General features: G+C 43.8%; 13 protein-coding genes. 1 reads left to right on the top strand and 12 read right to left on the bottom strand.

Translation table 11 applies throughout. From position 1 onward, the window contains the following. Positions 1 to 60: 60 nt before the first annotated feature. The 5 genes from lpdA to NSU13_RS02580 all read right to left on the bottom strand — a co-directional run bounded on the left by lpdA (position 61) and on the right by NSU13_RS02580 (position 5,314). Entirely contained in the window at positions 61 to 1,440 is a 1,380-nt protein-coding gene (gene lpdA, locus NSU13_RS02600; RefSeq protein WP_342489820.1) for a dihydrolipoyl dehydrogenase, read from the bottom strand. Positions 1,441 to 1,456: 16 nt separating this feature from the next. Continuing rightward, on the bottom strand, positions 1,457 to 2,587 hold the full coding sequence (locus NSU13_RS02595) for a dihydrolipoamide acetyltransferase family protein (RefSeq protein ID WP_342489819.1): 1,131 nt from the start codon (positions 2,585 to 2,587) through the stop codon (positions 1,457 to 1,459). Positions 2,588 to 2,604: 17 nt separating this feature from the next. After that, positions 2,605 to 3,642, bottom strand: coding sequence for an alpha-ketoacid dehydrogenase subunit beta (locus tag NSU13_RS02590; RefSeq protein ID WP_041107434.1), 1,038 nt, complete (start codon positions 3,640 to 3,642; stop codon positions 2,605 to 2,607). 20 nt (positions 3,643 to 3,662) lie between these two features. Beyond that, positions 3,663 to 4,640, bottom strand: a complete 978-nt coding sequence (locus NSU13_RS02585) for a thiamine pyrophosphate-dependent dehydrogenase E1 component subunit alpha (protein WP_087975232.1) — start codon at positions 4,638 to 4,640, stop codon at positions 3,663 to 3,665. A 200-nt stretch (positions 4,641 to 4,840) separates the two neighbouring features. Then, positions 4,841 to 5,314 (bottom strand): SprT family protein, encoded by a 474-nt coding sequence (locus NSU13_RS02580; protein WP_342489818.1) that lies wholly within the window; start codon positions 5,312 to 5,314, stop codon positions 4,841 to 4,843. Between the two features lie 99 nt (positions 5,315 to 5,413). Between NSU13_RS02580 and cmpA the strand changes: the two genes are divergently transcribed. Next, the gene (gene cmpA / locus NSU13_RS02575) at positions 5,414 to 5,548 is read left to right on the top strand and encodes a cortex morphogenetic protein CmpA (RefSeq protein ID WP_008346893.1); all 135 of its coding nucleotides are present in this window, start codon (positions 5,414 to 5,416) and stop codon (positions 5,546 to 5,548) included. Between the two features lie 20 nt (positions 5,549 to 5,568). On the opposite strand, the gene NSU13_RS02570 is transcribed toward cmpA, so the two are convergent. The 7 genes from NSU13_RS02570 to NSU13_RS02540 all read right to left on the bottom strand — a co-directional run bounded on the left by NSU13_RS02570 (position 5,569) and on the right by NSU13_RS02540 (position 11,451). Continuing rightward, on the bottom strand, positions 5,569 to 7,728 hold the full coding sequence (locus NSU13_RS02570; RefSeq protein WP_342489817.1) for a Tex family protein: 2,160 nt from the start codon (positions 7,726 to 7,728) through the stop codon (positions 5,569 to 5,571). A gap of 76 nt (positions 7,729 to 7,804) precedes the next feature. Beyond that, positions 7,805 to 8,404, bottom strand: coding sequence for a PP2C family serine/threonine-protein phosphatase (locus NSU13_RS02565; RefSeq protein WP_034283944.1), 600 nt, complete (start codon positions 8,402 to 8,404; stop codon positions 7,805 to 7,807). Next, positions 8,404 to 9,192, bottom strand: coding sequence for an RNA polymerase sigma factor SigB (gene sigB, locus NSU13_RS02560; protein ID WP_024427378.1), 789 nt, complete (start codon positions 9,190 to 9,192; stop codon positions 8,404 to 8,406). Before sigB ends, NSU13_RS02565 begins: the two co-directional genes overlap by 1 nt. Continuing rightward, positions 9,158 to 9,646 carry an anti-sigma B factor RsbW gene (gene rsbW / locus NSU13_RS02555; RefSeq protein ID WP_034283945.1) on the bottom strand — a complete coding sequence of 163 codons (489 nt, stop codon included), beginning with the start codon at positions 9,644 to 9,646 and terminating at the stop codon, positions 9,158 to 9,160. Before rsbW ends, sigB begins: the two co-directional genes overlap by 35 nt. Further along, positions 9,643 to 9,972, bottom strand: a complete 330-nt coding sequence (locus NSU13_RS02550; RefSeq protein WP_024425392.1) for an anti-sigma factor antagonist — start codon at positions 9,970 to 9,972, stop codon at positions 9,643 to 9,645. Before NSU13_RS02550 ends, rsbW begins: the two co-directional genes overlap by 4 nt. Before the next feature lie 59 nt (positions 9,973 to 10,031). Further along, positions 10,032 to 11,039, bottom strand: a complete 1,008-nt coding sequence (locus NSU13_RS02545; protein ID WP_024427377.1) for a PP2C family protein-serine/threonine phosphatase — start codon at positions 11,037 to 11,039, stop codon at positions 10,032 to 10,034. Positions 11,040 to 11,049: 10 nt separating this feature from the next. Beyond that, positions 11,050 to 11,451, bottom strand: coding sequence for an anti-sigma regulatory factor (locus NSU13_RS02540; protein WP_024427376.1), 402 nt, complete (start codon positions 11,449 to 11,451; stop codon positions 11,050 to 11,052). Position 11,452: the final 1 nt, after the last annotated feature.

Genomic DNA, 11,452 nt, shown 5'->3' with positions numbered 1-11,452 from the left:
ATAAAAACGCTTTCAATTATTGGCTGACCCAGGAAGTCATTTGGATAGAAAGTTTCTCTATCAGCAGTGCACCGCTCGTCCATTTGTTTGCAGCAAGGCTTCGTGTATCGCCTCAGAGAGTGTCGGATGTGCCGCAATAAACTGCTCTAATGTATCAGCTGTCAACTCTGTATGCATCATTACCGCCGCTTGTCCAATCAGTTCTGTTGCATTCGGTCCGATGATAGATACACCTAAAATTTCTTGATATTGCGGTTCGACAATGACCTTTACTTGACCAGCTGGCTGATTTAAAATTAATGCTTTTCCATTTGCAGAAAATGCGAATTTCCCTATTCGAATCTCCCCATATTGTTTTCTAGCATTCTCTTCATTTAAACCGACACTAGCGATTTCTGGAGACGTGTAGATGCACCTTGGAATCACTTGTTCATTGACCTTTACATCTTCACCTGATGCATGTGATGCCGCAATCGTTCCTTCATGAAAAGCAGCATGAGCAAGCTGAACGCCGCCTGTCACATCACCGCACGCATAGATATGCGGGAGATTGGTTTGCATATGCTCATTCACACAGATGCCGTTCCTGTCAAATTCAATGCCGATCTGCTCAAGATTCAGCTCTCCCAGCCTCGGCTTTCTGCCAATGGCGACTAAACAATGATCGGACTTGATTTCACAGCGCTCCCCATGATCCTTCTCAACCACCACTTTTTTTGAGATTGCATCAAGCTGTTTGACTGCTGCTGATGTCAAAATTTCCACACCTGCTTTTTGAAGCTGATCTTGAAGACAGTTAGCTGTATCGTGATCTTCTTCAGGTAAAATGTGTGCTGCCTGTTCCACCATGACAACCTTTGATCCCATTCGGCTAAAGATGCTTGCAAACTCACAGCCGATCACCCCTCCACCAATGATACAAAGCGAATCTGGTATTGAAGGGAGCGTCATCGCATCCTTACTATCAATGATCCACTCTCTATCAAATGGGGCGAAAGGTAAAGCAGCAGGTTTTGATCCTGAAGCAATAATGATTTGTTTTGCCTGAATGATTTCAGATTTCCCTTCACTTTCTATCAATAGCTCATGTGCTGAAAGAAATGATGCCTTCCCATTTAACACGCTGATTTTGTTTTTATTCATCAAATAACGAACGCCATCAGTCAGCTGCTTGACGACTGACCGCTTCCGCTTTTGAACGGCATCCCAATGAATGATAGGCTTCTTCCCTGGAAGCTCAATTCCAAAATGTCCAGCTGATTTCACATGCTCGTACATATCGGCGCTTTGCAAAAGTGCTTTCGTTGGAATACAGCCTTCATTCAGGCAGGTACCTCCTAACAAGCCTTGGTCGATTAGTACAATCTCTCTGTCAAAACGGGCGGCTGTTATTGCCGCCACATATCCTGCTGGCCCGCCTCCTATAATGACAAGCGTCATTCATTTCACCTTCTTCCTATAAAAGAATGGATACTGGATTTTCTAAATACGTTTTAACAGTTGATAAAAATTGTGATGCCGGCGCTCCGTCCAGCACGCGGTGATCAAAGGTCAGACTGAGTGGCAGGATCGTCCCTTTACATAATTCATTCCCATGATAAACAGGCATGTGATCCGTTTTTCCAACGCCAAGAATACCTGCTTCCGGCGGGTTCAAAATCGGGGTGAAATGTTCCACACCATAGGCGCCTAGATTAGTGATTGTAAAGGTAGAGCCTTCAATTTCATCGTGGAGAAGTTTGCCTTCACGTGCTTTTTTGCCATTCGATTTGATGCTCTTCGCCAGCTCAATAAGTGAAAGTTTTTCGGCATGCCGAATAACAGGCACTGCCAGACCGTCATCTAAAGCAGCAGCGATTCCAAGATGAACATACTCAAAAGTTTCGACTCTATCATTCTGATATTGACTGTTCATTGCAGGATGCTCTAGCAGGGAAAGAACCACTGCTTTGGCTACAAAATCGGTCATGGTTAATTTCATATCGTGTCGTGCTCCAGCTGTTTCGTTCAACTCAGACTGTAATGCTGTCAGCTTTGTCACATCCGCTTTCATCGTTATTGTTAATTGTGCACTTGTTTGCAGGCTTTCCATCATTCGCGAGGCAATGGTTTTCCGCATCATGCTGACTGGCTGATGCTTTGGTTCATTTTGTTGGTTTTCTTTTTCATCAGGAAGTGCCCGAAGCACATCCGCTTTCGTGATTCTCCCATCTGGACCTGTTCCCACTAGTGTATGAATGTCCAGATTAGCGCTTTGAGCAATCTTACGTGCCACAGGGGAGATTTTCTTTCTCTCTTTCTTTTGTTTTGGCGGCAGGTCTTTTTCTTTCTTTTCCTCGATCTGTTCATTTCCTTCACCTATATAGCAGATGACCGTGCCAGGCGGTACACCTTCTCCCTCAGGCACTTTTATATCCAATATGGTTCCTTCAGCAGGTGATTCGATCTCCATTTCAATTTTTTCAGAGTTGATGCTTGCAATGCTTTCCCCTTTATTCACAGTTTCTCCGATCTCTTTATTCCAGACAGATACCGTTCCTTCTTTCATTGACATGCCCAATTTCGGCATCACAACCTCGACAGCCATCTCCCTCTCTCCTTTCTTTAGTTCAAGATCTTGTCGTGACTCTTTCCAACCATCTCTAAGACGGTGTTCACAACCTTATCAGGTGTCGGCAAATAGATATCTTCAAGCGGTGGTGAAAACGGAACTGGTGTATGAGGAGCCGTCACTTTTTTGATTGGAGCGTCAAGTAAATCGAATCCTTTGTCCGCAACCAAAGAAGAAATATCTGCGGCAATTCCGCACCTTGGATTTGCTTCATCTACAATGACAAGCCGATTTGTTTTTTCTACTGAAGTTAGAATGGCCTCTTCATCGAGCGGTGACAAGCTTCTTGGATCAATCACCTCTGCTTCAATTCCACGTGCAGCTAATTGTTCCGCCGCTTCGAGTGCTGTATGAACTTGTTTGCCTACTGCAAAAATGGTCACATCTGAGCCTTCTCTTTTCACATCTGCTTTGCCAAGCGGCAGCGTGTAGTATCGTTCTGGAACATCTCCTGTGATATTGTAAAGCGTTTTATCCTCAAAAAAGATGACAGGGTCCTGATCTTCGATGGCTGCCAGCAGCAATCCTTTGGCATCGTATGGTGAAGAAGGCACCACTACTTTTAATCCAGGGATGCTTGTAAATAGCGCATACAAGCTTTGTGAATGCTGGGCAGCTGCTCTAAAACCCGCCCCATGTGTCGTTCTGATCGTGATCGGTACCTCTGCTTTTCCGCCAAACATGTATCGGAATTTTGCTCCTTGATTTAGCACTTGGTCCAGACAGGTGCCGATAAAATCATTAAACATGAGTTCTGCAATTGGCCTTAGCCCTGTGGAAGCAGCTGCCATGGCCGCACCTACATAGCCAGCTTCACTAATCGGTGTATCAAGGACTCGCTCACGTCCAAACTCCTGAACGATTCCTTTCGTTACACCAAGCACACCGCCCCATGCTTCATCATCTTGTAAGTGATCGACATGAGCGCCTCCAGCAACATCTTCCCCCATTAAAATGACATTCTCGTCTCTTCTCATGGCAAGTTTAATCGCTTCATTTAATGCACTAGACATGCTGATTTCTCTTGTCATTTTTCTCTCCCCCTTCTGATTTATTGATACGAAACATATACGTCGGTCAATAATTCGGTCTGATCTGGATATTCACTTTCTTCACTGAATGTAACGGCTTCATCTATCGCTTCTGCTACAGCCGCTTCAATATTTGATAGCTCCCCATTCGTCAGCAGCTGCTGCTTGATCAATTCATTTTTAAAAAGAGCGATCGCATCTCTCTCTTCTTGGTGTTCTGTTTTTTCTTGATTGGTTTTATAACGCTGGGCGTCTCCTTCGAAATGGCCATAATTTCGATATGTCATGCATTCAATTAATGTCGGACCTTCTCCATTTTTTGCTCGTTCAATTGCTTGTTCTGCGGCTTGATAAACGGCCATCACATCTTTTCCATCCACTTGAATCCCAGGAATGTCATAACCGGCCGCTCGATCCACGATTGATTTGCAGCTTGAAGCATAGGAAAATGGTGTCGCTTCCCCGTACCCATTGTTTTCTGCAATGAAAATGACAGGCAGTTTCCAGATGGCCGCGAGATTGATTCCTTCGTGGAAAGTTCCTTGATTGTTTGCACCATCCCCAAAAAAGCAAACGCTTACATTTTCTGTCTTTTTATATTTAGCGGTGAGGGCTGCCCCGCACGCAAGAGGAAAGCCGCCTCCAACAATTCCGTTGGCACCGAGCATTCCTTTATCAAAATCTGCAATGTGCATGGATCCGCCTTTGCCTTTACAGAGACCTGTGGCTTTCCCATAGATTTCTGCCATCATTCCTTTTAGATCACAGCCTTTCGCTATACAGTGGCCGTGGCCCCGGTGTGTACTTGTAATACTGTCTTTTTCATTCAGATGAGCACAGACTCCTACGGCAACAGCTTCTTCGCCAGCATAAAGATGGACAAACCCCGGCAAAATTCCTTTTGTAAAAAGCGTGTGCACCCGGTCTTCAAATTGGCGGATTTCCTGCATCTTTTGATACATCCATACGGCTTTTTCTTTAGTCAATGCCATTTCCATTTAGTAAAACCTCCTATCTTTTTTGCTTGCACTTCTATACAAGCAAAAATCGTGCCAACATGACGACGCATAAACACTTAGGCTTTGACTGAATCACACCGATGAAAAAAGAGACAAAATGAGACATGCGTCTCTTTTTGTCTCAATATGTCCACACATCTATTGGAACAAAAAAAAGCATCCCCGTAGAGGAATGCTTATCACAATGAATCGATTGTGCGCAGCCACTTTAATTTTCCTTTGCAGACGCCGCATACATAACGAGAGGTATCAAACCGTCTTTTCCTTATAAAAGACCGGCCGCATCCTGTGCAAATATATTCATGGCGTTTCTCCGCACGCCGCTTATTTCGTACGGTCTTTAGCGGTGTACAAAAACGCGGGGCACCTACTTGTTTTAATAACGCTTTAAAATCACGGTCGCGATGCTGATAGCCCTTTCCCTCAAGGTGCAGATGATAATGACACAGCTCATGCTTGATGATCCCGATTAATTCTTCTCGCCCATGCTCCTCTAGGTATCGGCGGTTCAGTTCGATGTTGTGTGTACCAAGTAAATATCGCCCGCCTGTCGTTTTTAGACGGTCATTAAAAACAGCCTGATGGCGGAATGCCTTGCCAAAGAACTGCTGGGAAATGTGCTCTGTTAACTGCTGTAACTCTCTCTCGTTCAATCAAGATCGTTCCTTTCTATAAAAACCTCGAACGGGACAATTTCCCCTATGCATACATTGAAGGTACATCCACTGTTTCGATCAAAGGAGGAATGGGCGATGCCCAACTGGCTGAAAAATCAGATGCAGAAGGCATTTTATGAGAAAAATCATTATCAAATCAAATTGCTGAATCAATGCTGGTACTTCTATAGAAAAAAACATTCAGTCACATCAAGGCACACCCCATCCTAAGGTGCGCCTCGTTTTTTTGTTTACTCTGGTTTCAGCATGGAGAGGGCAACACGACCTTTTGCCTGGTCAACAGAGTCCACCCATACGGTCACAATGTCACCAACTGATACAACATCAAGCGGATGCTTCACAAAACGGTTGCTTAGCTTGGAAATATGCACAAGCCCATCCTGCTTTACACCAATATCAACGAATGCGCCGAAGTCTACAACGTTTCTCACCGTTCCTTGCAGCTCCATTCCTTGCTTCAAGTCTTCCAATTTCAACACATCTGTTTTGAGCAGCGGCTTTGGTACTTCATCCCGCGGATCACGCTCAGGTCTTGTCAGCTGATCAATGATATCTTGAAGTGTAATTGTCCCAATGTCTAGCTGCTGGGCTGCTTTGTCCAGTTTAACCTCAGCAATTTTCTCTTTTAACTGCTCTGTGCCAAGGTCGTCTGGCGTCATGTTGATCATGCGTAAAAACTGTTTTGTTTCTTTATAGCTCTCAGGGTGAATACCTGTACGATCAAGTGGGTCTTGTCCATCTGTAATGCGAAGGAAGCCGATACACTGCTCATATGTCTTAGCACCGAGCCTTGGGATATCCTTCAATTCTTTTCTGCTTGTGAATCTCCCAATCTCTTCGCGGCGCTTGATGATATTCCCTGCGACAGCTTTTGAAAGGCCTGATACATATTGCAGTAGCGCCTGTGAGGCGGTATTGACGTTTACACCGACTTGGTTGACGACTGTTTCTACCACAAAGGTTAACGAGCTGTTTAATTGCTTCTGGCTGACGTCATGCTGGTATTGGCCCACACCAACAGACTTCGGATCAATTTTCACGAGCTCTGCTAAAGGATCTTGTAATCTTCTAGCGATTGAGATGGCGCTTCGTTCTTCGACTTGCAGATCTGGAAACTCTTCTCGCGCAAGTGCTGATGCGGAGTAAACACTTGCTCCAGCTTCATTCACAATCAAATAAGAAACCGGCTGATCCAGCTCTTGAATCAAGTCTGCAATGAATTGTTCTGTCTCTCTTGAGGCTGTTCCGTTTCCAATCGCAATCACTTCAATGTTTGATGATTGAATGATCTCTTTGACTTTTTGTTTCGCTTCCGCTTTTTTCTGCACGGGCGGATGCGGGTAAATGACGCCAATATGATGGACTTTGCCTGTATCATCCACGACAGCTAATTTACAGCCTGTCCGAAATGCGGGGTCGACTCCAAGTACACGCTTCCCTTTCATCGGCGGCTGAAGCAGCAGTTTTCTTAAGTTTTCAGCAAAAATATGAATCGCTTGTTCCTCTGCTTTTTCTGTCAGCTCTTTTCGTATTTCTCGCTCGATGGAAGGCTGAATGAGGCGTTTATACGCATCATCGATTGCCGCTTCAATAAACGGTCTCGCCGTCGTCTGTTTGCCTTTTAGAACTTGTTTGTCGAGATAGAAGCGAATATTTTCAGCAGGTGGTTCGATGGCTGCCTTTAAAATGCCCTCTTTCTCCCCGCGGTTGACCGCTAGTACACGGTGCGGGACAATCTTTTTGATTGGCTCTTGATAATCGTAATACATTTCATAGACGTTTTTCTCATCGCTTTCGACGTCTTTTCCTGATGTGACCAGACTGCCCTTTTGGTACGTTTCACTGCGAATCCATTTTCGCATATCAGGATCATCTGCCAGCTGTTCAGCAATGATGTGCTGCGCACCTTCAAGTGCCTCTTCTACATTTGTCACTTCTTTTTCTTCGTTGATAAAAGAAGCGGCCTTCTTCTCGATCTCATCACTTGGCAGCGTGAGTATATATTCTGCCAGCGGCTCAAGCCCTTTTGCTTTGGCTACATTCGCCTTTGTTTTACGTTTTTGTTTGAATGGACGGTATAAATCTTCGACCTCTTGCAGTTTATGAGCTTGTTCAATTTTCTGTTTTAATTCATCGGTTAGTTTGTCTTGTTCAGCAATTAAGCGAATGACTTCTTCTTTTCGGTTCGTGACATTTTGGATATATGTATAGCGCTCTGAAATGGTTTGAATTTGCACCTCATCCAGTGAGCCTGTCTGCTCTTTCCGATAACGGGCAATAAAGGGGACGGTGTTGCCATCCTCTAAGAGCTTGATCACACTTTCAATTTGTTTTGTTGAAAGCTTTAATTCTGTCGCAATTTGTTTCAATAAAAAGTCAGATGTCTTCATACTTTGCATCCTCTCACTGTGTCTTCTCTTTTAGTGTATCAAAAAAACCGGCAAAACAGAAAAAAGGTCAGCTATTTTACGTGAGCTGACCAAGTACATAGGTGAGATCGTCCTTTTTGTCTTGTGTGTATGTTTCAAGCTGTTTGGCGATGTCTTCAACTGAATGTCCATGCTTTAAACACATGCGCATGTTTGGCACATTCAGTCCGTCTGAATACATAATGAATATCGATCCTTTTTCGTATGAATAGGTGTATGTTTTATATTTTCTAGGTTTCCCTGATAAGTATCCTGATGTCGGAAGTGGATAAATATAGTCGCCAGAAGGTGCATTCAAGATAAACCGAATATTGCCAACCGAACAATAGGTAAATTGCTGCTGGGAAAAATTCACCTTTAATATGGCCACAGTGGCCCCGCGTTTATTTTTCATAGCCTGATTGCATCTGTCGATGAGGGCCGCCACATCCTCATGTCCATATTCTTCGACAATTTCGCTGACTAAAGAAGATGATTCATTGGCGTACTGGCCGCTGCCCAATCCGTCTGCTACAGCACAAATTAGTTCTTCATCATCTGCTTTAATAAAAAAACTGTCCCCGCAGCATGGTTTTCCTTCTTTATTCGATTGATAGATAATGGCGTTTACATGCTCATGCTGTTCAATCTGTTTCATTACCCTAGCTCCATAGACGCATCTTCTGATAATGCATCTCGCAGTTTTTTCACTGCCTTCCGCTGAAGTCTCGATACATGCATTTGAGATATGCCAAGTAAATCGCCTGTCTCTTTCTGACTCTTATTTTGCAAGTAAGTCAGATTGATAATCTCTTTTTCTCTATCCGACAGCACATGAAGCACACTCTCAAGCATCATTTTTTGATTCACACGTTCGTAGCCCTCTTCCTGTGAGCCGACAACGTCTAAAATCGTCACAGTACTTCCTTCAGAATCAGCCTCTACGCCTTGGTCAACAGACAGCGCTTGATAGCTTTTGCCCATCTCCATGGTTTCAAGTACTTCTTCTTCTGTTACATCTAAGTATTCTGCAATTTCTTGGACTTTAGGTGATTTCTGTGTCTCTGTTGTCAAATGATCAACTGCCATTTTGATTCTTGGTCCAAGCTCTTTAATCCGCCTTGGTACATGGACACTCCATGTCTTATCTCGTAAAAAGCGTTTGATTTCCCCGATGATGGTTGGAATGGCAAAGGCTTCAAATGATTTACCGACGAGCGGGTCGTATCGTTTAATAGCGCCAAGTAAACCTATCATTCCAACTTGTCTGAGGTCCTCATGAAAGCTTTTTCCTTTAGAATATTTTTTCGCCAGCATATCAACCAAGTTTGTATAGCATTCGACCAGCGTGAGCTGCGCCTGCTCGTCTTGATTGGTTTGATAGCTTTGGATGAGGCGGTCTACTTCATCTTTAGTTAGTTTCATAGTTTTGGATGGTTGTGTCATGGTCAACTCGCTCCCTGTTTAAAAACTTTGTCATCGCCACGGTAACTCCGGAGTTTGCTTGCACCTCGACTTCATCCATCAATGTTTGCATTAAGTATAAACCAAGACCTCCTTCTGCCAATTGATCCACCGTATGAGCAGATGTGTACGGTCCCAAGTCTTCCTGTTTTTGCTTAAAGTCAAAGCTACCGCCTTTGTCAGCGACAATGATTTCTAGACGATCCTCGTAGACAAGAAAGCGAACAGCCACCTCTCCATCTTCGCCGTCTTCACCTTTGTAGGCATGCTGAACTGCATTTGTACAGGCTTCACTGACGGCTATTTTTAAGTCTTCAATTTCTTCATAGACATATCCCATCCGGCTCGCTACGCCTGACAGAGTCAAACGAATGATGCCTACATATTCTGGTTTTGCCGGTATTTTCATCTCGATTCGATCTACTGATTCGTTCATTGTACCCCACCCTCTGACTTTGCAGAAATGTCAATGATGTCCTTTAATCCAGTGATTTCAAACAACCTTACAAGCCGTTCTGACAAGTTCTCAAGCTTTAATGTGCCACCTGCTTTTTGAGCCGCTTTAAACAGCCCAACGAATACACCTAAACCTGTACTATCCATATACGTAACATCCTTTAGACAGATTTCAAGATGCTCTCCCGCCTCAGCTTTAGGCATGAGCGTTTCTCTTAGCTCAGGAGCGGAGTACACATCAATTTCACCGCTGACACTGATTTTCGTTTTTTGATCTATTTGATGCTCTTTTACAGACATATTCATTATGCATTCACCTCGAAATTCTTGTTTCCTAAAGTTTTATATACCCGCATGTTCACTTTCTAAACCTTTCTTTTGAGAACAAGTAAAGTAAAGTCATCGTGCAGCTGAAAATCCTGCAGTTTGAGTAAGCTGGCGTAGATGGCATCCACCATTTCTTGAGCTGAGTAGGATAGGTGCTCTGATATGAGTGTTTTGATGTCCTCCCTCTCTAAGAAACCATCCTCTGACTTGGATTCTGTGACCCCATCAGAGAATAAGATCACCATGTCTCCTGCATCCAAATGCTTCTCGTACTGTCTGTAGTCAAATTCTGGTGCGATCCCAAGGACAAGCCCTTTTGCGTCTAAATCGTAAAATGTGTTCTCTTTTTTGCAATAGAAAAAGCCCGGCTCATGACCAGCCGATGCGTATTTAAACTCATGCGTTTCTTTATTATAGCTGCCATAGAACATCGTGATAAACATACTTGGGTCTACGTTTTGCTCGACAACACGATTCAGGGTTTTCAGCACCTTTGTTGGGCCGCTCCCTGACTCTGGCAAGGAATCCATCGCATATTTAATCATCGACATACAGAGCGCAGCCGGGATTCCCTTTCCAATGACATCTGCGATCGCGATATTGATTGTATCGTGATCTGTTACAAAGTGGTAATAATCTCCACTCATCTGTTTTGCCGGTACACTAATTGCACCAATATCAAAGGTATCTCCTTCTGGAATTTTCGTTTCCAGAAGGGTTTGCTGAACATTTGCAGCAATTTCAATTTCAGATTTTATTTCTTGCTGGATGCCTCTGAGTGTTAAATGTTCTTGGTAGGCAAGTCCGTACCCAATCATGACTTCAATTAAGAAGTCTAGTGAATGAAAAACATCTTCCGGCAAATCAGGGTAAAGCTCCTGAATCACTTTTCGGTGAACACTCACTATTTCTTCAGGAGGTATTTGATGCTCAATGGTTTTACGGCTAAATTTTTGAGCTTGATAAAGCGATGTTTCAGTTAAATCACTGATATAACGACTGAGCAGCTGATGGTACCGCTGCTCCATTACCTCCTTAAAATCCATGGTTTCCCTCCTAGCGAAGCCACTTAACAGCTTGTATCTCCGTTCCTTGTTCTGGTGCAGAATCTAATTTAAATTCATCCATCAGCCGTCTGACGCCCGGAAGACCTGCTCCGAGTCCGCCTGATGTTGAAAATCCGTCTTCCATTACTTTACGTATATCCATGATACCCGGCCCCTCATCTGCTGCGATGACTTTGAGTCCACGCTTTCCGCGCTCCATCACTTCTTCTATACAAATCTGACCTTTACCAGCGTATAAATAGATGTTTCGAGCTAATTCTGAAATGGCCGTCGTAATTCTTGCTTGGTCAACTGTTCCAAATCCAAGTTCTTTTGCAACATTGCGCCCCAATTGTCTTGCTGCGACTATGTCCCATTCCGTCAATATTCTTACACAGGATTGGTCTTTCATA

Origin of the sequence: Bacillus sp. FSL M8-0049 (genome assembly GCF_038593355.1) — a bacterium.
GTDB lineage: Bacteria > Bacillota > Bacilli > Bacillales > Bacillaceae > Bacillus > Bacillus safensis.
Note: the sequence above shows the minus strand (reverse complement) of the source record. Positions and strands in the feature narration are given on the sequence as shown.